Annotated in this window: 19 protein-coding genes; 9 read left to right on the top strand and 10 right to left on the bottom strand. The window is 61.8% G+C overall.

The window, feature by feature from the left end; translation table 11 throughout:
• Positions 1-33 precede the first annotated feature (33 nt).
• From pcaH to pcaC, 6 genes are all read left to right on the top strand, one after another.
• Positions 34-738, top strand: a complete 705-nt coding sequence (pcaH, locus tag J3P89_RS21850) for a protocatechuate 3,4-dioxygenase subunit beta (protein ID WP_434695624.1) — start codon at positions 34-36, stop codon at positions 736-738.
• Position 739: 1 nt separating this feature from the next.
• Positions 740-1,306: a protocatechuate 3,4-dioxygenase subunit alpha gene (pcaG, locus tag J3P89_RS21845; RefSeq protein WP_305496274.1), complete on the top strand. Its 567-nt coding sequence runs from the start codon at positions 740-742 to the stop codon at positions 1,304-1,306.
• 217 nt (positions 1,307-1,523) lie between these two features.
• Positions 1,524-2,819 carry an MFS family transporter gene (locus tag J3P89_RS21840; protein WP_434625601.1) on the top strand — a complete coding sequence of 432 codons (1,296 nt, stop codon included), beginning with the start codon at positions 1,524-1,526 and terminating at the stop codon, positions 2,817-2,819.
• 69 nt (positions 2,820-2,888) lie between these two features.
• Positions 2,889-4,253 carry a 3-carboxy-cis,cis-muconate cycloisomerase gene (locus J3P89_RS21835; RefSeq protein WP_434695623.1) on the top strand — a complete coding sequence of 455 codons (1,365 nt, stop codon included), beginning with the start codon at positions 2,889-2,891 and terminating at the stop codon, positions 4,251-4,253.
• 12 nt (positions 4,254-4,265) lie between these two features.
• Complete coding sequence (pcaD, locus tag J3P89_RS21830; protein WP_434695622.1) at positions 4,266-5,081, top strand: 3-oxoadipate enol-lactonase; 816 nt, start codon at positions 4,266-4,268, stop codon at positions 5,079-5,081.
• 10 nt (positions 5,082-5,091) lie between these two features.
• Positions 5,092-5,484 carry a 4-carboxymuconolactone decarboxylase gene (gene pcaC / locus J3P89_RS21825; protein WP_305496270.1) on the top strand — a complete coding sequence of 131 codons (393 nt, stop codon included), beginning with the start codon at positions 5,092-5,094 and terminating at the stop codon, positions 5,482-5,484.
• 209 nt (positions 5,485-5,693) lie between these two features.
• Here pcaC and J3P89_RS21820 read toward each other — a convergent pair whose 3' ends face one another.
• The 4 genes from J3P89_RS21820 to J3P89_RS21805 all read right to left on the bottom strand — a co-directional run bounded on the left by J3P89_RS21820 (position 5,694) and on the right by J3P89_RS21805 (position 13,189).
• On the bottom strand, positions 5,694-6,947 hold the full coding sequence (locus J3P89_RS21820) for an OprD family porin (RefSeq protein WP_434673685.1): 1,254 nt from the start codon (positions 6,945-6,947) through the stop codon (positions 5,694-5,696).
• A gap of 462 nt (positions 6,948-7,409) precedes the next feature.
• Positions 7,410-8,867, bottom strand: a complete 1,458-nt coding sequence (adeC, locus tag J3P89_RS21815; RefSeq protein WP_434695621.1) for an AdeC/AdeK/OprM family multidrug efflux complex outer membrane factor — start codon at positions 8,865-8,867, stop codon at positions 7,410-7,412.
• Positions 8,864-12,028: an efflux RND transporter permease subunit EmhB gene (gene emhB / locus J3P89_RS21810; protein ID WP_434653431.1), complete on the bottom strand. Its 3,165-nt coding sequence runs from the start codon at positions 12,026-12,028 to the stop codon at positions 8,864-8,866. The genes adeC and emhB overlap by 4 nt, the downstream gene beginning before the upstream one ends.
• Before the next feature lie 3 nt (positions 12,029-12,031).
• Entirely contained in the window at positions 12,032-13,189 is a 1,158-nt protein-coding gene (locus tag J3P89_RS21805; protein ID WP_434625590.1) for an efflux RND transporter periplasmic adaptor subunit, read from the bottom strand.
• 265 nt (positions 13,190-13,454) lie between these two features.
• Here J3P89_RS21805 and J3P89_RS21800 point away from each other — a divergent pair, with 265 nt between their 5' ends.
• A complete protein-coding gene (locus J3P89_RS21800) occupies positions 13,455-14,087 on the top strand; it encodes a TetR family transcriptional regulator (RefSeq protein ID WP_434653428.1) in 633 nt (210 codons plus the stop codon).
• 221 nt (positions 14,088-14,308) lie between these two features.
• Here J3P89_RS21800 and J3P89_RS21795 read toward each other — a convergent pair whose 3' ends face one another.
• From J3P89_RS21795 to J3P89_RS21780, 4 genes are all read right to left on the bottom strand, one after another.
• Positions 14,309-14,833, bottom strand: a complete 525-nt coding sequence (locus tag J3P89_RS21795; protein WP_434695620.1) for a hypothetical protein — start codon at positions 14,831-14,833, stop codon at positions 14,309-14,311.
• 172 nt (positions 14,834-15,005) lie between these two features.
• Entirely contained in the window at positions 15,006-16,055 is a 1,050-nt protein-coding gene (locus J3P89_RS21790; protein WP_434695619.1) for an alkene reductase, read from the bottom strand.
• Between the two features lie 32 nt (positions 16,056-16,087).
• Positions 16,088-17,254: an MFS transporter gene (locus J3P89_RS21785; RefSeq protein ID WP_305496263.1), complete on the bottom strand. Its 1,167-nt coding sequence runs from the start codon at positions 17,252-17,254 to the stop codon at positions 16,088-16,090.
• A 17-nt stretch (positions 17,255-17,271) separates the two neighbouring features.
• A complete protein-coding gene (locus J3P89_RS21780) occupies positions 17,272-17,574 on the bottom strand; it encodes an ArsR/SmtB family transcription factor (protein ID WP_014336977.1) in 303 nt (100 codons plus the stop codon).
• 152 nt (positions 17,575-17,726) lie between these two features.
• Between J3P89_RS21780 and J3P89_RS21775 the strand changes: the two genes are divergently transcribed.
• The gene (locus J3P89_RS21775; RefSeq protein WP_434695618.1) at positions 17,727-18,311 is read left to right on the top strand and encodes an ACP phosphodiesterase; all 585 of its coding nucleotides are present in this window, start codon (positions 17,727-17,729) and stop codon (positions 18,309-18,311) included.
• A 113-nt stretch (positions 18,312-18,424) separates the two neighbouring features.
• Here the strand turns inward: J3P89_RS21775 and J3P89_RS21770 are convergent, their stop codons facing one another.
• Both J3P89_RS21770 and olsB read right to left on the bottom strand, forming a co-directional pair.
• The gene (locus J3P89_RS21770; protein WP_434695617.1) at positions 18,425-19,219 is read right to left on the bottom strand and encodes a lysophospholipid acyltransferase family protein; all 795 of its coding nucleotides are present in this window, start codon (positions 19,217-19,219) and stop codon (positions 18,425-18,427) included.
• Complete coding sequence (gene olsB / locus J3P89_RS21765) at positions 19,219-19,974, bottom strand: L-ornithine N(alpha)-acyltransferase (RefSeq protein ID WP_434695616.1); 756 nt, start codon at positions 19,972-19,974, stop codon at positions 19,219-19,221. Before olsB ends, J3P89_RS21770 begins: the two co-directional genes overlap by 1 nt.
• A gap of 152 nt (positions 19,975-20,126) precedes the next feature.
• Between olsB and J3P89_RS21760 the strand changes: the two genes are divergently transcribed.
• Entirely contained in the window at positions 20,127-20,999 is an 873-nt protein-coding gene (locus J3P89_RS21760; protein ID WP_434695614.1) for an acyl-CoA dehydrogenase, read from the top strand.
• The last annotated feature ends 149 nt before the right edge of the window (positions 21,000-21,148 follow it).

Below are 21,148 nucleotides of genomic sequence, written 5' to 3'. Positions count from 1 at the left end.
TCGTCCTACCAATAAGAAACCGAGGAATGCTGCATGACTGACAAGCCTGGTTACCGTCGCCCTCAAGCGGGCACTCAGCCGGAGTATCTGCACCCGCCGTACCAGTCCACCAACCTGCGCTCGCCGTCCAAGCCGTTGGTGTACCTGCCCCATTCATTGTCGGAAATCACCGGGCCGACCGTAGGTGCTGATCGTCTTCAGGAGAAGGACCATGACCTGACCGCCCAGCATGCCGGTGAGCCGCTCGGTGAGCGGATCATCATTCACGGGCGCGTGCTCGATGAGCACGGCGAGCCGGTACCGGGCATCCTGATCGAGATCTGGCAGGCCAACGCCGCCGGCCGCTACAACCACGACCGTGACAGCCACGATGCGCCGCTGGACCCGAACTTCACCGGCACCGGTCGCACCGTGACCGATGCCGATGGCGGGTATCAGTTCCAGACCATCAAGCCCGGCGCCTATCCGTGGGGCAACCACCACAACGCCTGGCGTCCTGCGCATATCCATTTTTCATTGTTCGGGCCGAGCATCCTGACGCGCCTGGTCACGCAGATGTATTTCCCCGGTGATCCGTTGCTGGAATACGACCCGATCTACAACTGCGTGCCGGACAGCCGTGCCAAGGAACGCTTGATCGCCAGTTTCGACCTGGAAAAAACCATTCCTCACTACGCCCTCGGTTATCGCTGGGACATCGTCTTGCGCGGCCGCGAAGCCACGCCGATGGAGAAATAAGATGACGCTCAACGCCACTACGTCCCACACCGTCGGGCCTTACTACCACATCGGCCTGACGTGGCTGAACCGTGAAGACCTGACCGACGCCCAGACGCTCGGCCAGCGCGTGGCGATCACCGGGCAAGTGATCGACGGCAACGGCCAGTTCGTCAACGACGCCATGCTGGAAGTCTGGCAGGCCAACGCCGCCGGTAAATACGCTCACCCGGAAGACGATCAGGACAAACCGCTGGACCCGCATTTCGACGGTTTCGGCCGGGTGCCGGTGGATGCCGAAGGGCGGTTCCGCTTCACCACCATCAAGCCGGGCACCGTGCCGGGGTTGGGCGGTACGACCCAGGCGCCGCATCTCGTTGTACTGGTGTTCGCCCGCGGGTTGGTCAAGCATCTGTTGACGCGCATCTATTTCGCCGACGAACCCGCCAACGAAGCTGACCCGTTGCTGGCCTGCGTACCCGAGGAGCGTCGCGACACCATCGTGGCCAGGCCCGATGCATCGGGTGTTTACCAGTGGAACGTGATTCTCCAGGGCACGGATGCCGAGACAGTGTTCTTCGATTACTGAGTGAAAACCCCCGTGGCGAGGGAGCTTGCTCCCGCTGGCTTGCGCAGCAAGCCCATGGCAGGCGACGCGGTGCATCCAAAACAGCGCCGGGCCTGGTTTTGCGACTGCTGCGCAGCCGAGCGGGAGCAAGCTCCCTCGCCATAGGTGGCAAGACTGTGGAACGGGAGTGTTACGAAGTATGTCTAGACTTCGTCAGTCCCCAACGAGTGATTAACCCATGACCACCCCAATCAGCCACTACACCGGCGAAGAACGCAGCAAGCGCATCTTCGCCATCGTCGGTGCCTCATCCGGCAACCTGGTCGAATGGTTCGACTTCTACGTCTATGCGTTCTGCGCGATTTATTTCGCCCCGGCGTTTTTCCCATCGGACAATCCGACGGTGCAACTGGTCAACACGGCGGGGGTATTCGCCGCCGGGTTCCTGATGCGGCCCATTGGCGGCTGGATTTTCGGCCGGGTAGCGGACCGTCACGGGCGCAAGAATTCGATGATGATCTCGGTGATGATGATGTGCTTCGGCTCGTTGCTCATCGCCTGCCTGCCCACCTACAAGGACATCGGCGTCTGGGCGCCGGTGCTGCTGCTGTTCGCTCGCCTGCTGCAAGGCCTGTCGGTGGGCGGCGAGTACGGCACGACCGCGACCTACATGAGCGAAGTCGCCCTCAAGGGGCAACGCGGCTTTTTTGCTTCGTTCCAGTACGTGACGCTGATTGGCGGACAACTTTTGGCAGTGTCGCTGGTGGTGATCCTGCAGCAGTTTCTCAGCGAAGACGAACTGCGCGCTTACGGTTGGCGAATCCCGTTCGTGGTGGGCGCCGCCGCGGCGTTGATTTCCCTGTTCCTGCGCCGGTCCTTGAAGGAAACCACCAGCAAGGAAATGCGCGAAAACAAAGACGCTGGCAGCATTGCCGCGTTGTTTCGCGACCACAAGGCTGCGTTCATCACCGTGCTGGGCTACACCGCCGGCGGTTCGCTGATTTTCTACACCTTCACCACTTACATGCAGAAGTACCTGGTGAACACCGCCGGCCTGCATGCCAAGACCGCCAGTTACATCATGACCGGCGCGCTGTTTCTCTACATGTGCATGCAACCGCTGTTCGGCATGCTCGCAGACAAAATCGGCCGGCGTAACTCCATGCTCTGGTTCGGCGGCCTGGGGGCGTTGTGCACCGTGCCGATCCTGCTGACCCTCAAAGGCACCAGCAACCCGTTCCTGGCGTTTGTCCTGATCACTTTCGCCTTGGCGATCGTCAGCTTCTACACCTCCATCAGCGGTCTGGTGAAAGCCGAAATGTTTCCACCAGAAGTGCGGGCGCTGGGAGTAGGGTTGGCCTATGCGGTGGCGAACGCGATTTTTGGCGGTTCGGCCGAGTACGTTGCCTTGAGCCTGAAAGCCCAGGGCATGGAAAACGCTTTTTATTGGTATGTCACGGTGATGATGGTCGTTGCGTTCCTGTTCAGCTTGCGCCTGCCCAAACAACCAGCGTATTTGCACCACGATCTTTAAGGCTTGGTTGATTCATTGTGGCGAGGGCATATCTGGCCATAGAGGCATCCATTTTTCGAAGGACTGTTTATGAGCGAACGACCGGGCAATCAGCTGTTCGATGCCTACTTCACCGCCCGCGACATGCGCGAAGTGTTCTGTGATGCGGGGCGTGTGCAGGCGATGCTCGACTTTGAGGCGGCGCTGGCCCGGGCCGAGGCGCGGGTTGGGCTGATCCCCCAGGAGGCGGTGGCGCCGATCGGGAATGCCTGTCGCGCCCAGCTGTACGATTTTTCGGCGTTGAGCGAAGCGATTGCCAGTGCCGGCAATTCTGCGATCCCGCTGGTCAAGGCGTTGGGCAAGCGCATCGCTGCCGAGAGCGCCGAGGCCGAACGCTACGTGCATCTGGGCGCCACCAGCCAGGACGTGATGGACAGTGGCCTGGTGCTGCAACTGCGCCAGGCGCTCGGACTGATCGAAGGTGAGCTGGCGCAACTGGCTGTCACCCTGGCTCGACAAGCCGAACGTTACGCTGCCACGCCGCTGGCCGGGCGCACCTGGCTGCAACACGCCACGCCGGTCACCCTGGGGATGAAAATCGCCGGCTGGCTGGGGGCCGTCACGCGCAGTCGCCAGCGCTTGCGGGAACTCAAGCCGCGCCTGTTGGTACTGCAATTTGGCGGCGCCTCCGGGACCCTCGCCGCTTTGGGTGAGCAGGCGCTGCCGGTGGCCGAAGCCTTGGCCGCCGAGCTGCAACTGAACCTGCCGGAGCAGCCTTGGCACACCCAGCGCGATCGTTTGGTGGAGTTCGGCGCGGTGCTGGGCTTGATCGCCGGCAGCCTGGGCAAACTGGGGCGCGACGTCAGCCTGTTGATGCAGACCGAGGCAGGCGAGGCGTTCGAACCTTCGGCACCGGGCAAGGGCGGTTCGTCGACCATGCCTCACAAGCGCAACCCGGTGGGCGCGGCGGTGTTGATCGGCGCTGCGACGCGGGTGCCCGGCTTGTTGTCGACGCTGTTCAGCGCCATGCCTCAGGAACATGAGCGCAGCCTCGGCCTGTGGCACGCCGAATGGGAAACCCTGCCGGACATCTGCTGCCTGGTGTCCGGCGCGCTGCAACAGGCGCGACTGCTGGCCGAAGGGCTGGAAGTGGATACGGCGCGCATGGCCCGTAACCTGGAACTGACCCAAGGGTTGGTGCTGGCCGAAGCCGTCAGCATCGTCCTGGCCCAGCGGGTTGGTCGCGACACCGCGCATCATCTGCTGGAGCAATGCTGCAAGCGCGCGGTGGCCGAACAACGGCATTTGCGCGAGGTGCTGGGGGACGAACCCCAGGTCACCGCGCAGTTATCCGCGAGCGAGCTTGATCATCTGCTCGACCCGGCCCACTACCTCGGACAAGCCCAGGCCTGGGTTGCCCGAGCGGTGGCCGAACACCTTGCCTTGAATGCCTGAAAGGAGATTGTTGTGGGAATGGTCAAACTCGCCGAGGGCGATCTGAGCTATTGTTTTGATGAGCGGCGATTGGACGGGCCGCAGGACGCCCCGGTGCTGGTGCTCTCCAACTCTTTGGGTACCGATTTGCATATGTGGGACGAGCAGGTCGCGGCGTTCAGTGAACACTTTCGGGTCTTGCGTTTCGACACCCGTGGTCACGGCCGGTCGCTGGTCACTGAAGGCCCCTACAGCATCGAACAGCTGGGCCGCGACGTGCTGGCGATGCTTGATGCGCTGGACATCGACAAGGTGCATTTCTGCGGCCTGTCCATGGGTGGCCTGATCGGCCAGTGGCTGGGAATCAACGCCGGTGAGCGCCTGCACAAACTGGTGGTGTGCAATACCGCCGCGAAGATTGGCGACCCTTCGATGTGGAACCCGCGCATCGAAACCGTGCTGCGTGATGGCAAGGCGGCGATGGTGGCGTTGCGTGATGCGTCGATTGCCCGCTGGTTCACGCCGGATTTCGCCAAGGCCCATCCGGCGACGGCGGAAAAAATTACCGACATGCTGGCGGCGACCTCGCCCCAAGGCTATGCGGCCAACTGCGCCGCAGTACGCGACGCCGATTTTCGTGAGCAGCTATCGCTGATCCGTGTGCCACTGCTGGTGATCGCTGGCACCGAAGATGCCGTGACGCCGCCAGCGGGCGGACGTTTTATCCACGAGCGGGTCGAGGGTGCCGAATACGCCGAGTTTCATGCCGCGCACTTGTCCAACGTCCAGGCCGGCGCCGCGTTCAGCGCGCGGGTACTGGATTTCCTGCTTGATACTGGCCGCGCCTGAGGAGTTTTTTGTGGACGAGAAACAACGTTACGACGAAGGCATGCAAGTACGCCGCGCAGTGCTGGGCGATGCCCACGTCGACCGCAGCCTCAATGCCTTGACCGAATTCAACAGCGAATTCCAAGAGATGATCACCCGCCACGCCTGGGGCGACATCTGGACCCGCCCGGGCCTGCCGCGCCATACCCGCAGCCTGATAACCATCGCCATGCTGATCGGCATGAACCGCAACGAAGAACTCAAGCTGCACCTGCGCGCCGCCGCCAACAACGGCGTGAGCCGCAGCGAGATCAAGGAAGTGATCATGCAGAGCGCCATCTACTGCGGCATCCCGGCGGCCAACGCCACCTTCCACCTGGCCGAATCCGTCTGGGATGAACTGGGCACCGAATCACGAACTTGAGGGATGACTTCATCCCTGTGGGAGCGGGCTTGCTCGCGAAGGCGGTGGTTCAGCCAGCACTCATGTTGGATGTGCCCACGCCTTCGCGAGCAAGCTCGCTCCCACATTGGATCTTCGGTGAGCACAAGTTTTTTGCTCGGCACTGATCCCCTGTGGGAGCGAGCTTGCTCGCGATGGCGGTGGTACAGCCGCCGTCCATGTTTGGCTTTTTACAACAAGCTGATCGGATAGCTGACAATCAACCGGTTCTCATCGAACTCATTGGTATTGAAGTCCCGGCGCATCGTCGAGTTGCGCCACTTCACGTTCAGACTCTTCAGCGCACCGCTCTGCACGGTATACGCCAGCTCAGTCTCGCGGCCCCATTCCTTGCCGTCATCGACGGTGGCGGTGTGCACGTTGTCACCGCTGATGTAGCGGTTCATCAGGGTCAGGCCCGGCACGCCAACAGCGGCGAAGTTGAAGTCATGGCGCAGTTGCCAGGATTTTTCCTTGGCATTGTCATAGCTGGAGTTGTAGCTGTCGTTCGCCAGGGTGCCGCCGCTGGTGCCGTTGACGCGCATCCAGGCATCATCGCCGCCGACTTTCTGCAGGCCGACGTAGAAGGTGTTGCCGCCGTACTTGGCGGAGAGCATGGCGAACGCGGTCTTGTTGTCGAGATCGCCGGCCAGGGCGCTGCCGTCTTCCTTGCCGGTGAAGTAGCCCAGGTTGGCGCCCAGGGTCCAGTCGCCCATGGGTTGGCTGTGGGTCAGGTTGAAATATTGCTGCTGGTAGATGTCGGACAGTTCCGCGTACCAGACGCCGACCTGGGTGCGTTTTTCGTTGAAGGCATATTCGCCGCCGCCGAAATTGAAACGGTCGGAAGTGAAGGCACCGCGGCCGTTCATCGACATGTCTTCCATGCTCGCGTCGTTGCGCGGGCTGTTGCCACGGAACTGACCGCCATAGAGGCTCAGGCCGTTGATCTCGGTGGAAGTGACCTGGCCGCCCTGGAAGGTTTGCGGCAGGGAGCGGCCGTCGTCGGAACGCAGGATCGGCAGCACCGGCATCCACTCGCCGACTTTCAATTCAGTCTTCGAGACTTTGGCCTTGAGGGCCACGCCCAAACGGCCGAAGTCATCGGCCGGACGACCGTCGTCGTGCACCGGCAGCAACTGGGTACCGGCGGTGCCGCGACCGCCGTCGAGCTTGACCGAGTACAGGCCGAGCACGTCCACGCCGAAACCGACCGTGCCCTGGGTGAAACCGGACTTGGCGTCGAGGATGAAGCTTTGAGTCCATTCCTCGGCCTTGCCTTGGGCGGCGGCGTCATTGGTGAAGTTGCGGTTGAAATAGAAGTTACGCAGGTTCAGCGTGGCCTTGGCGTCCTCGACGAACCCCGATTCCGCTGACAACACCGGCAATGCTACGCCGGACAGCGCGACGGCAATGAGGCTGGGGAAAACTTGCTGTGTGGGTTTCATGGGCGTGTCTCTTGTTTTTCTGTGGGCGAAGCGAGTCGTTGCCGCAACCCTTGGGTTGCAGGCAGTACGGTGGGGCTGGACGGTTAAAGTGGCTGAGGATCAGCCGGACGGTGCAGGGCGTAGGAGCATGGCGTCGAACCTGTTGTTATTGGTTTTGTGCGAGCGATGGTGAAGGGCCGCCCGGGATCGGTTCAATTGCGATTTGCGGGTTTCGGGCGATTATCGAACGGCAAAACAAACACAATTCCCTGCGGGAGCGGTGTACGCAGATTTGACGAGCGCAGACGACTCGGGTGGGAGCGAGCCTGCTCGCGAAGACGTTGGCACATTCAAATCAGTGCAAGCTGATCCAATACTTTCGCGAGCAGGCTCGCTCCCACATTGGAATTTGTGTTGGGCTGGGAATCAGGCGCAAACAAAAAGCCCACCTTTCGGTGGGCTTCATGTTTTCAGCGCATCAAATCAAAACAACTTCGTCTCCGGCGCTTTCTCCGCGATCGGTTCGCGCTTGCCCGTCTCGGCATTCCAGCCGCCGCCCAGGGCCTTGTACAAATTGACCTCGCTGGTCAGTTGCGCAAGGCGATCGGTGATCAGCGATTGCTGCGCGCTGAACAACTGACGCTGGGCGTCGAGGAAAGTCAGGTTGCTGTCGACGCCGATGCGGTAGCGACGCTCGGCCAGGCGGTAGTAGTCCTGGTTGGCGGCGACGAAGTCGGTCTGTGCCTGCAACTGTTCGTTGTAGGTCTGGCGCGCGGCCAGGCCGTCGGAGACTTCCTGGAACGCGGTCTGGATCGACTGCTCATACTGCGCGACGTTGATGTCTTTCTGGATCTTGGCGTAGTCCAGGCTTGCCCGCAGGCTGCCGGCGTTGAAGATCGGCAGGTTGATCTGCGGAGCGAAGGTCCAAGTGCCCGAGCCGCCCTTGAACAGGCCGGACAGGTCCGGGCTGAGGGTGCCGGCATTGGCCGTCAGGCTGATGCTCGGGAAGAACGCGGCCCGCGCGGCGCCGATATTGGCGTTGGCGGCGAGCAGGTTGCGTTCGGCCTGGAGGATGTCCGGGCGCCGTTGCAGCAGGTCCGAGGGCAAGCCGGGTGGCAGTTCGCTGAGCAGGTCGGCGCTCAGCGGTTGTGTCTGCAGGTTGGTCGGCAGGCCGGTGCCCAGCAGCAGGGTCAGGCTGTTTTCGTCCTGGGCCACCTGGCGGGTGTAGCGGGCCAGTTGCACACGGGCGTTTTCCACTGCCGTACGGGCTTGGCTCAAGTCCAGGGCCGAGGCCACGCCGACTTCGGCGCTGCGCGAGGTCAGCTTCAGGCTTTGCTCATAGGTGCCGAGGGTATCTTGGGTCAACTTGAGCAGTTCCTTGTCGGCCTGCCAGGTCAGGTAAGCGTTGGCGACGTTGGCAACCAGGCTGATCTGGGTGCTGCGGCGGGCTTCTTCGGTGGCGAAGTAGCTTTGCAACGCTTGCTCGCTCAGGCTGCGGACACGACCGAACAGGTCCAGTTCGTAGGCGCTGATCCCCAGCGTCGCCGAGTAGGAGCTGCTGATTGCCGCTTCACCGGTTTGCGAGGCGCGTGCCGGCACCCGCTGGCGGTTGCCGGAGCCGGTGGCCGAGACTGCCGGGAACAGGTCGGCGCGCTGGATGCGGTACTGCGCGGCGTAGGCGTCGATGTTCAGCGCCGCGACGCGCAGGTCGCGGTTGTTTTCCAGGGCGACCTGGATCAGCTGTTGCAGTGCCGGATCGTGGAAGAACTGTTTCCAGCCCTGCTCGGCGGCGGCCTGGCCGGGTGCTTTGGCCGGCTCATAGGCCGGCCCTTGCGGGTACTGCGCCGCGACCGGTGCTTCGGGCCGCTGATAGTCGGGAATCAGCGAGCATCCGCTGAGCACGACGGCAGCGATGGTCAGGGAAAGTAGCGACTTGCTCATTGGCCAGCCTCTTTAGAAGTTTCAGGAGTGTGGTCCTGGTCGATATTTTTACGTCGACCGATTGACGACACCGTCACGAAGAACAATGGCACCCAGAAGATTGCCAGGATGGTCGCGGTGAGCATACCGCCAATCACGCCGGTACCGATGGCGTGCTGGCTGCCCGAGCCGGCGCCGGTGGAAATGGCCAGCGGGACGACGCCGAGGACGAACGCCAGGGACGTCATGATGATCGGCCGCAGACGCATCCTGCAGGCTTCGATCGCGGCCTCCACCAGAGTCCGGCCCTGTTCATGGAGTTCCTTGGCGAACTCGACGATCAGGATGGCGTTTTTCGCCGCCAGGCCGATGGTCGTCAACAGACCCACCTGGAAGTACACGTCGTTGGACAGGCCGCGCAGGCTGGTGGCCAGCAGGGCACCAATGATCCCCAGCGGCACCACGAGCATGACCGCGATCGGAATCGACCAGCTTTCATACAGCGCCGCCAGGCAGAGGAATACCATCAGCAGCGAGAGCGCGTACAGAGCCGGCGCCTGGGAACCCGACAGGCGTTCCTCGTACGACAGGCCGGTCCAGGAGATGCCGACACCCGCCGGCAGCTTCTGCGCAATGGCCTCGACTTCGGCCATCGCTTCACCCGTGGAGTAACCTGGCGCCGGAGCACCGAGGACTTCCATCGCTTCCACGCCGTTATAACGGGCCAGTTTCGGCGATCCGTAGGTCCACTCGCCCTTGGCGAAGGCGCTGAACGGCACCATGGTCCCGGCGCTGTTGCGCACGTACCATTTGTTCAGGTCCTCCGGGCTCATGCGCGCGTCCGGTCGGCCTTGAACGTAGACGCGTTTCACCCGACCACGGTCGATGAAGTCATTGACATAGTTACTGCCGAGGGCAATCGACAGCGTATTGTTGATGTCCGAAAGGGTGATGCCCAGGGCACTGGCCTTCTCGTCATCGATGTCCAACTGGTACTGGGGCTCGTCGTTGAGACCGTTCGGACGCACCTGGGTCAGGACCTTGCTCTGCGAAGCCATGCCCAGGAACTGGTTGCGAGCCTCCATCAGCTTTTCGTGACCGATGCCGGCGCGGTCCTGCAGGAACACGTCGAAACCGGTGGCGTTACCCAATTCCATCACCGCTGGCGGAGCGAAGGCAAACACCATCGCGTCGCGGAACGTGAAGAAGTGCTGCTGGGCGCGGCCGGCGATCTTGAATACGGTGTTGTCGGCGTTTCGCTCTTCCCACGGCTTGAGCATGATGAACGCCATGCCGGAGCTCTGGCCACGACCGGCGAAGTTGAAGCCGGTTACGGTAAACACCGAGGCCACGCCATCCCCTTCACCGCCGTCCTTGCTCGGACGCAGCAGGAACTCACGCATCTTGTCCACGACCACCTGGGTGCGCTCGGCACTGGAGCCGGCCGGTGTCTGCACCTGGGCGAACAACACGCCCTGGTCTTCTTCCGGCAGGAACGCGGTGGGGATGCGGGTGAACAGCCAGACCATGCCGACCAGAATGATCACGTAGGCCAGCAGGTACGGGGCCTTGTGCTTGAGCATGTTGCCCACGCCACGCTCGTAGCTGCGGACGCCACGGTCGAAGTTGCGGTTGAACCAGCCGAAGAAACCGCGTTTCGGCGTGCCGTGCTCGCCCTTGGGGATTGGCTTGAGCATGGTGGCGCACAGGGCCGGGGTGAAGATCAGGGCAACCAGCACCGACAGGGCCATGGCCGAGACGATGGTGATGGAGAACTGTTTGTAGATCACGCCGGTGGAGCCGCCGAAGAACGCCATCGGCAGGAGTACCGCCGACAGCACCAGGGCGATACCCACCAGGGCGCCCTGGATCTGGCCCATGGATTTCTTGGTCGCTTCCTTGGGCGACAGGCCTTCTTCGCTCATCACCCGTTCGACGTTTTCCACCACCACGATGGCATCGTCCACCAGCAAGCCGATGGCCAACACCATGCCGAACATGGTCAGGGTGTTGATGCTGAAACCGAACGCGGCGAGGATCCCGAAAGTACCCAGCAGTACCACCGGCACCGTCATCGTGGTGATGATGGTGGCGCGGAAGTTCTGCAGGAACAGGAACATCACCAGGAACACCAGCGCGACCGCTTCGATCAGGGTTTCAATCACGCCCTTGATCGATTCGCTCACCACTGGCGTGGTGTCGTACGGGAACACCACCTCCAGGCCTTGCGGGAAGAATGGCTTGAGATCATCGACGGTCTGGCGCAGGGCCTTGGCCGTGTCGAGGGCGTTGGCACCGGTCGCCAGGCGCACCGCCAGGCCAGAGGCCGGCAAGCCGTTGAACTGAGCGTTGATGCTGTAGTTTTCGCCGCCCAGGGCCACATCGGCGACATCGCCGACGCGCACTTGCGAGCCGTCCGGGTTGACCTTGAGCAGGATCGCCTTGAACTGCTCGGCGGTCTGCAGGCGGGTCTTGCCGATGATGGTGGCGTTCAACTGCTGGCCGGGCAGGGCAGGCAGGCCGCCGAGCTGGCCGGACGCGACCTGGACGTTCTGCGCGGAAACGGCGTTGCTCACATCCACCGGGGTCAGGTTGAATTTGTTCAACTTGGCCGGGTCGAGCCAGATCCGCATGGCGTACTGGGCACCGAAGACCTGGAAGTCACCGACACCCTTGGTGCGCGAGATCGGGTCCTGCATGTTCGACACGATGTAGTTGGACAGGTCCTCACGGGTCATGCTGCCATCGCGCGAGACCACGCCGATCACCATCAGGAAGTTTCTCACCGACTTGGTCACGCGGATGCCCTGTTGCTGCACTTCCTGCGGCAACAGCGGAGTGGCCAGGTTCAGCTTGTTCTGCACCTGGACCTGCGCGGTATCGGAGTTGGTGCCTTGCTCGAAGGTTGCGGTGATGGTCATGCTGCCGTCGGAGTTACTTTCCGACGACACGTAACGCAGGTTGTCGATACCGTTGAGCTGTTGCTCGATGACCTGCACCACGGTGTCCTGCACGGTTTGTGCGGATGCACCCGGGTAGGTCACCTGGATCGCAATGGCCGGCGGCGCAATGCTCGGGTACTGGTTGATCGGCAACTTGAGGATCGATAGAGCCCCGACCAGCATGATCACCAGGGCAATCACCCAGGCGAAGATCGGACGGTCGATAAAGAATTTCGACATGGTTTACTCCCCTTTGCCGCCGGCGGCTTTGTCAGCTGCCTGAGCGGGGGCCGGGTTCTTTGCGTCGACGTTGGTGGCTTCGGTGGCTTTGACTTCCACCCCTGGCCGTACGTACTGCAACCCTTCGGTGATCAGGCGATCACCGGCCTTGAGGCCGTCTTCGATCAGCCACTGGCTGCCGACGGTACGGCTGGCCTTGAGCTGACGCAGCTCGACCTTGTTGTCCGCGCCCACGACCATCGCAGTCGGCGTGCCCTTGAGGTCGCGGGTCACGCCTTGCTGCGGCGCCAGGATTGCGGCGCTGTTCACGCCGGCCTGCAGCTGTGCGTGGACAAACATGCCCGGCAGCAGCGTGTGCTCAGGGTTGGGGAACACGGCACGCAAGGTCACGGAACCGGTGGTCGGATCGACCGAGACTTCAGAGAACTCCAGCTTGCCTTCATGGGGATACTGGCTGCCGTCTTCCAGCGTCAGCTTGACCATGGCGGCATTATCGCCAGCCTTCTGCAAGCGACCGCTTTCCAGCTCACGGCGCAGGTTCAGCAGCTCGACGGAACTCTGCGTCACGTCGACGTAGATCGGATCGAGTTGCTGGATGGTCGCCAGGGCGTCGGTCTGGCCATTGCTCACCAGCGCACCCTCGGTGACCGAGGAGCGCCCGATGCGACCGGAAATCGGCGCGTAGACCTTGGTGTAGCGCACGTTGATCTGGGCCGTCTGCAGGTTCGCTTCCGACTCCAGGCGGTTGGCCACGGCGGTGTCGTATTCCTGGCGGCTGACGGCCTGCTCGTCGACCAATTGCTTGTAGCGATCGGCGATCGACTTGGTGGATCGCAGGTTGGCCTCGGCGCTCTTGAGGTTCGCTTCATAGACGGCCGGGTCGATCTGGTACAGCTGCTGGCCGGCCTTGACGTCGGCGCCTTCCTTGAACAGGCGTTTGAGGATGATGCCGTTGACCTGCGGACGCACTTCGGCGACGCGGAACGCACTGGTGCGGCCCGGCAATTCAGAGGTCAGGGTAAAAGGCTGAGTCTTGAGGGTTACGACGCCGACCTGAGGAGGGGGAGGGGCAGGGGCAGCCTCTTCCTTGTTGCATCCGCTGAGCAGCGATGCCAGGGCGATGGCAGTGACCAGAGCGGTAACAGCTGGCTTGAATTGCATGGAAATCCTCGGGTCCAGGCGCGCAACAGGCGCACTCGAAAAGTGGAAGGTTAAAAAATGAGCATTATTCAATTAATAGGTTGCTAAGAAATATACTTACGTACATGGTTGTTTGTAAACAGCCAAATTGCGTACCATCCGTATTTACAAAAGCCTGACAAAGGCCGATGCAGTCCGGGGACGCGTTCCGACGGGCGCTGCCTCATAGGTTATCCAACCGATCCTTACGCATTGCTTACGCATCCTGATTGAGGTGTTTACTGCCATGGTACGTCGTACCAAAGAAGAAGCCCTGGAGACTCGCAGCCAGATCCTTGAAGCGGCCGAAAAGGCCTTCTTCGAGCGCGGCGTGGCGCGAACGACGCTGGCCGACATCGCGACGCTGGCCGGTGTGACGCGTGGTGCGATCTACTGGCATTTCAGCAACAAGGCGGATTTGCTCCAGGCCATGCTCGATACCTTGCATGAGCCGCTCGATGAGTTGGCCCGCGCCAGCGAAAGCGAGGAGGAACTCGACCCGCTGGGGTGCGTGCGCAAGCTGCTGGTGAGGTTGTTCCAGCAGGTGGCCCTGGACCCGAAAACCCGCCGCATTAATGAGATTCTGTTCCATAAGTGTGAATTCACCGATGAAATGTGCGACTTGCGCCAGCAGCGGCGCGAGGTCAGCCTCGACTGTAACGTGCGAATCGCGCTGTCCCTGCGCAATGCAATGAAACGCGGTCAGATGCCAAATGACCTGGATCCCGAGAGGGCTGCGGTGGCTATCCATGCCTATATCGACGGGATCCTGTATCAGTGGCTGCTGGCGCCGGACAGCTTCGCCCTGGCCGGTGAGGCCGAGCGCTGGGTGGATATCGGGTTGGACATGCTGCGCCTGAGCCCTAACCTGCGCAAATGAAACAAAATGCGTAATTGAGTCGGTTTATGTCAATAGCTCATTCGGACGGCCCTGACGGAATGGTTCCGGGTTCGGGGCACTTTATATACGTAGTGCTGATTCGTTGACAGTCAGCACACGCATTACTTTGTAGGGAAATTGTGTGTGGTCCGGCAAGCGAGCCCCGTCAGGGCGCAATGCCGGCGCAGCAGGCATGTTTGCAGATGCTCGGAGAACAAGCCTCAGCCCAGCGTGACCTCCATGGTAAAGCTGTAAGGGTCTGTGCTTAATGCACGAGTAATCCGGGCTGTGCAATTGATTGGGAGGGTTCCGATAGTCGTAACTTTGCAAATGCGCACTGGCGTTACGGTCGGCGCGAAAAGCCCGAACGAAGTTTCAACGCGCAAACCAAACTCAACGAACACGCCCACGTCCATTTCGCCGAATTGAATAGAGTGGTGATATATGTCCTTGCTGCGAGAACCTGGGTTTCGAACGTAGCGGAAGTCTTGACCATAGACGCTGATACCTCCTGAGGGAAGTTGCAAGGTGGCGAGGTTGTCGGCGCTCAGGCCAAGCGTGTTTTTATTGGCATCAAGGTCGTGCTCGGTATTGTTGACGACTTTCATGATGAATCGTGTTGAGTGAGCGGGCGCCTTGGCAGATTCCAACGCCTGGATCTGCCTGTCGTAGTGTTCGTGGTACGCTTTTTCTTCAGCGGAATCGTTTGGTTTTGTATCTGCTGGATCTTCTGGAAAGTTATTCATATTGCTCTCTTTGCTTGAGATAGTTGATGTTTGATCGTCGCTAATTTACTCGTGGCGACCAGAGGCAATATGAATGATTGAAGTTTTATTTAGAACTTTTAGATGTCGACGAAATGTTTAAACAAAAAGCCCCGCTGTGCAAAGGCGGGGCTTTTTGTTTGCGGCGGGTTAATTACATGACTGGATAGTCGATATACCCCACCGGTCCTTTGCCATAGAAGGTTTCCGGGTGAGGTTCGTTCAGCGGTGCATCGGCTTTCAAGCGTGCCGGCAGGTCCGGGTTGGCAATGAACGGCACGCCGAACGCCACGGCGTCAGCCTTGCCTTCCGCCAGCCAGGCATTGGCACTCTCTTTGGTGAAGCGCTCATTGGCAATGTACGGGCCGCCGAACGCTTGCTTCAGTTGTGGGCCGATGCTGTCCGCGCCTTCTTTCTCGCGCGAGCAGATGAAGGCGATGCCACGCTTGCCCAGTTCGCGGGCCACATAGCTGAAGGTTTCCAGGCGGTTTTCGTCGCCCATGTCATGGGAGTCGGCGCGCGGCGCCAGGTGCACGCCCACGCGGCCGGGGCCCCAGACGTCGATCGCCGCGTCAGTCACTTCCAGCAGCAGGCGAGCACGGTTTTCCAGGGAGCCGCCGTAGTTGTCGGTGCGCTGGTTGGTGCTGCTTTGCAGGAATTGGTCGAGCAGGTAGCCGTTGGCGCCATGAATTTCCACGCCATCAAACCCGGCGGCCTTGGCGTTTTCGGCTCCCACGCGGTAGGCATCGACGATGTCGGCGATTTCCGCGGTTTCCAATGCGCGCGGCGTCGGGTAGTCGGCCAGCGGACGTACCAGGCTCACATGCCCCTTGGGCTGGATGGCGCTCGGAGCGACCGGAAGCTCACCGTCCAGGTAGGACGGGTGGGAAATCCGGCCGACGTGCCAGAGCTGCAGGAAAATCTTGCCGCCGGCGCCGTGGATGGCTTTGGTCACGTTGGCCCAGCCGCGTACCTGGTCGTTGGACCAGATGCCTGGGGTATCGGGGTAGCCCACGCCCATCGGCGTCACCGAAGTGGCTTCGCTGAGGATCAGCCCGGCGGAGGCGCGTTGCACGTAATACTCGGCCATCAGCGCGTTGGGTACTCGGCCTGCGTCAGCGCGGCAGCGGGTGAGCGGGGCCATGATGATGCGGTTTTTCAGCTCGATGTCACCGAGTTTGATGGGGTCGAAAATTGTCGCCATGAAATGCAACCTCGCAAGTGAAGGGCTAAAAGTCAGTGAGTGGCAGGGGCCAGGTCGGCATTGCCGCCCTGGCGAAAAGTGATCAGGGTTACCAGCAGCGCCAGCACGGCCAGCGCGCCGGCGGCCAGGGGCACGGCTGTCAGGCCCAGGCCATGGTCGATGACACTGCCGCCGACCCAGGCACCCAAGGCATTGCCAATGTTGAACGCACCGATGTTCAGGGTGGACACCAGGTTTGGCGCGGCTTTGCCGAAGGTCACCACGTTGACTTGCAGGGCCGGCACGGCGGCGAAGCAGGCGGTGGCCCAGAGGAACAGGGTGATTTCAGTCGGGATCAGCGCCACGCTGGTCCAGCTCAGTACGGTGGATACCAGCGCCATGGTCAAAAAGACGCCCATCAGCGTGTTCGCCAGGCTCTTGTCCGCCAGCTTGCCGCCGATGATGTTGCCAAGCGTCAGGCCGAGGCCGATCAGGACCAGGGTCCAGGTCACGCCACGGGGCGAAACGCCGGTGACTTCGCCGAGCAGGGGGGCAACGTAGGTAAACAGCGTGAACACCGAGGCGGAGAACAACGCGGTCATGCTCAGCGACAGCCACAGGCCAGCGCCCTTGAGCGCCACCAGCTCGGCACGCATGTCGAGTTTTTCCTCGTCGCGCTTGGCCGGCAGGAAACGGATCAGACCGATCAGGGCGATCACACCGATGACCGTCACGGCCCAAAAGGTCGAGCGCCAGCCGGCCTGTTGGCCCAGTGCGGTGCCCAGCGGTACGCCGAGCACGTTGGCCAGGGTCAGGCCTGTGAACATCAGGGCCACGGCCGAAGCGCGCTTGTTCGGCGCCACCAGGCCGGCCGCCACCACCGAGCCGATGCCGAAGAACGCACCGTGACACAGGGCAGTAACGACCCGGGCGAACATCAGTACGTTGTAGTCGCTGGCGACGGCGCAGAGCAGGTTGCCGACTATGAAAATCCCCATCAGCGCCACCAGCGCAGCCTTGCGCGGCAGCCGCGCGGTGGCCATTGCCATGAACGGCGCACCGATGGCCACGCCCAGCGCATAGCCGGTCACCAGCCAGCCGGCGCCGGGAATCGATACGCCGAGGTCCGCCGCCACATCGGGCAACAGGCCCATGATGACGAATTCCGTCGTGCCGATGGCGAAGGCGCTGAGCGCCAGAATCAAGAGTGAAAGGGGCATTTCGAATCCTTGTCAGGTCAGAGCTCTTGGCTCATTTGCTTGAGGAATTGCTGGATCACGTCCTCGTTGCGTTTGAAGAAGTGCCATTGACCGACCTTCTGGCTGGTGATCAACCCCGCCCGCTGCAACACCGCCAGATGCGCCGAAACCGTGGACTGCGAAAGGCCGCAGCGCTGATCGATCTGGCCGGCGCAAATGCCGAATTCATGGTTGTGCAACTGTTCGGGGAACTGGACCTTGGGGTCCTTGAGCCAGTTGAGGATGTCTCGCCGTACTGGGTGCGCCAGGGCTTTTATTATTTCGTCGAGGTCGAGGGTCATTGGGGCAGCTCTTATGTATAACGCTATATCGCGATGAGGCGAACCTTAAATCGTTGCTTCGCGATATACCAATATGTATTTGATCTGAGGGACGAACAAATCGCTATATCGGGTTATAACGATATAGGCGTGGCGATGGTAAGCTGCCCGCCATGAACTATCTCGCACACCTGCACCTCGGCGGCCCTGGCCGGGAACAACTGCTCGGCAGCCTCTACGGCGATTTCGTCAAAGGGCCGCTGCAGGGGCAATTCACTCCGCAGATCGAAGCGGCGATCGCCCTGCATCGACGCATCGACATGTACACCGACCGCCATCCGTTGGTGGATATCGCCTTGTCGCGCTTCTCCACGGTCCGCCGGCGTTATGCCGGGATCGTGCTGGATGTGTTTTTCGACCATTGCCTGGCCCGCGACTGGGCGCAGTACGGCGAAGGGCCGCTGCTGGATTTCACCTCCCGGGTCTATCAGGTGCTCGCCGCCGAAACGCAACTGCCCGGGCGCCTGGCGCAGATCGCGCCGTTCATGGCCGCGGATGACTGGCTGGGTTCCTATAAGGAATTCGACGTGCTCGGGCAGGTGCTGCGCGGTATTTCCCGGCGCCTTTCGCGGCCCGAGGAACTGGCCGGGGCGATGGAGGAGTTGGTCAGGCTGTATGAGCCGTTGAGCGAGGATTTTCGGTTGTTCTATCCGCAGTTGCAGGATTTTGCGCAGAATCAGATCACACCGCAGGACTAAATTGTGGGAGCGAGCCTGCTCGCGATAGCGGTGTATCAGCCAGCACATCTGCTGAATGTTAAATCGCTATCGCGAGCAAGCTCGCTCCCACAGGGACCTCATGCGGATTCGGATCAAGCCGCAATCGCCGCAGGCCGCACCGGCGCTTGCTGTTTCTCTGGAATCGTACCGAACAGCGCCTTGTGCACTGCCTGTTGCGCCTGGAACGCCAGGGCCGCGCGTTCCTGGCCGTGGCAGGCAATGGGCTTCAGCAAGTGGATTTCCACGTCGCCCAGGTCATTGGCAAACAGGCGCATCAGGTGCGACAGCAGGTCATCATCGCCAATGAAGGGAGCCAGCAAGTCGGGTTTGCCGTTACGCAGGTAACGGATCGCCACCGGTTGCAAGGCCACGTCGGCATCGATGGCCGCCGACAGCAGGCGACCATGGAACGTGCGCAGCGAACGTCCGTCGGTGGTCGTGCCCTCAGGGAACATGAGCAGCGGATGCGCTTGCTCCAGATGGCGGCTCATCTGTTTACGAATCAATTGGCTGTCGCCCGAGCCGCGCCGGATGAACAGGCTGCCGGCCTTGGCCGCCAGCCATCCAGCCACCGGCCAGGTGCGCACTTCGGCCTTGGACAGGAACGACAGCGGCGCGAGCATGCCCAGCAGCGGAATGTCAGTCCAGGACACATGGTTGCTGACCCACAGCATCGGCTGTTTTGGCAGGCGTCCATGAACGGTGACGCGAAAGGGCAGGGCATTGCTCAGTCGCGCCATGAAAAACCTCGACCAGCGCTGGCGGCGCACCATCGAATGGGCCAGCCCCAGGCGCTCCAGCAGCCCGAACACACTGGCCATGGCCAGGCCCAGCGCGACGACCAGCAACACGCGCGCGATTCGCGCGTACACCCGCAGCCGGCTCATCACACCGCCGCCTTGAAGTGACGGGCATAACGCGGGCAGAGTTCGTCGCGCTTGAGCAGGATGAACACGTCGGCGACCTGGAAATCCTCGTCCCAGCACGGCTCGCCGCAAATCTTCGCGCCCAGGCGCATATACGCCTTGAGCAGCGGTGGCATCTCGGCGATGACGTTGGACGGTACGTCCAGTGCCGGCAAGGGTTTTTTCGGCACGGCTTGCAGGTGTTCGGTGCACAGGTAGCGTTCGCGCAGGCGTTGCATGATCGCCTGGGCCTGGATGCCGCCGTCTTGCATCGGAATGCTCGCGCAACCCATCAGGTAGCTGTAGCCGCCTTCATTGAGGACTTCGGCCAGTTCGCCCCAGAGCACCGCGATGGTGCCGCCGTTGCGGTAGGCCGGGTCGACGCAGGTGCGGCCGATTTCCAGGATCGGACCCTGGAGATGGACCAGGCCGTGCAGGCTGAATTCTTCCTCGCTGTAGAACCGGCCAAGGCTGCTGGCGGCCTGGTGGTCGAGCAGGCGGGTGGTCGCCACGAGGCGGCCGGTGTTCAGGTCGCGTACGCCGATGTGGGCGCAGTGAACATCATAGTCATCCATGTCCAGACCCAGTTCCGCGCCCTTGAGCTTGGCGTTGAATTCGCCGCTGAAGACGTTGAAGCGCAGGGCCTGTGCTTCGTGCAAGGTCTTGGCGCCAATCAGGCGTTCGGCTTGCAGGCGGCGTTCATTGCCGGTGTCGCTGATGCGGGCGATCTGAGTCATAGCGAATCTCCGTGCGGGCTTTACACCCGTCTTGGGGTGAGCCAATCGACTTTCTTTATGCAGCCATGTTGTGCAAAGTCAGGCTATGTAGCCCCGGTGTCATCGCCATGAAGCTTTGGTGATGCTTATATGACAGCCCACGAGGAACCCCCATGCCTTGGCAAACCCTGATCGAACGCGGCGAGCGGTTGCCTGTCTTTGTGGATCTGGCGGAAGGTCACGCGGGCTTGTTGCAACGGCTGGGGCCGGTCACGCCATTCGAGCTGGCCGTGGCCGGCGCAAGGTTGATGGCCACGCCGGGGCTGGCGTTCCTGGTGGGCTACCAGGCGGCCCTGCGGGCGCTCTGGCCAAGCGCGCCGCAGAGCCTCGGCGCCTTGTGCGCCACCGAGCAGCGCAGCCTGCGCCCGGCGGATATGCAGACCCGTCTCAGCGACTTGCGGGTGAATGGACGCAAGGATTTCGTCACCGCGGGCGATGCCGCCGAATGGCTGCTGATCGCGGCCCGAAGCGAAGCGGCCGGCGAAGCACCGCGGCTGAAGCTGGCGGTGGTCTATGGCGGAGAACCCGGTGTAAACCTGGAAAAACTCCCCGCCATCCCCTTGATGCCGGACATCGGCCATGCTCGGGTATTGCTCGATGGCGCGTTGTGCGAAGTGCTGCCAGGTGACGGCTGGGATGCCTACGTCAAACCGTTCCGTACCCTGGAAGACCTTTATGTGCTCAGTGCAATGGCTGCCTGGCTCTATGGTGTGGGCCAGGAGTGCGATTGGCCGCAGGCCTTGCAACTGCGTCTGTTGGCGTTGCTGGCGGGGTGCGCGGAGGTGAGCCGGCAAAATCCGTCCAGTGCGGCCGGGCATGTGCTGCTGGGTGGGCTGTTCGCGCAGTTCAAGGGGCTTGATGTCCAATTGAATGAGGCACTGGCTGCTGGGCCGGCGTCGTGGCGAGAAATGTGGGGGCGCGACAAAGGGGTCATGGATATCGCGGCGGGCGCGCGGGCCAAGCGGTTGGCCAAGGCGTTGGGCTAGCCTTTGGAGCGACGGGATCTATGTGGGAGCGAGCCTGCTCGCGAATAGCGGAGTGTCAGCCTGCATCCACGCCACAGATCCGGCGCTTTCGCGAGCAGGCTCGCTCCCACCGGGCGCCCTCCACACTCAAACTGTCATCAAGCCCGGCT

Source organism: Pseudomonas sp. Z1-14 (assembly GCF_051132005.1).
Taxonomy (GTDB): domain Bacteria; phylum Pseudomonadota; class Gammaproteobacteria; order Pseudomonadales; family Pseudomonadaceae; genus Aquipseudomonas.
The sequence above is the reverse complement of the archived record's forward strand: the minus strand, read 5'-3'. Positions and strand labels throughout refer to the sequence as shown.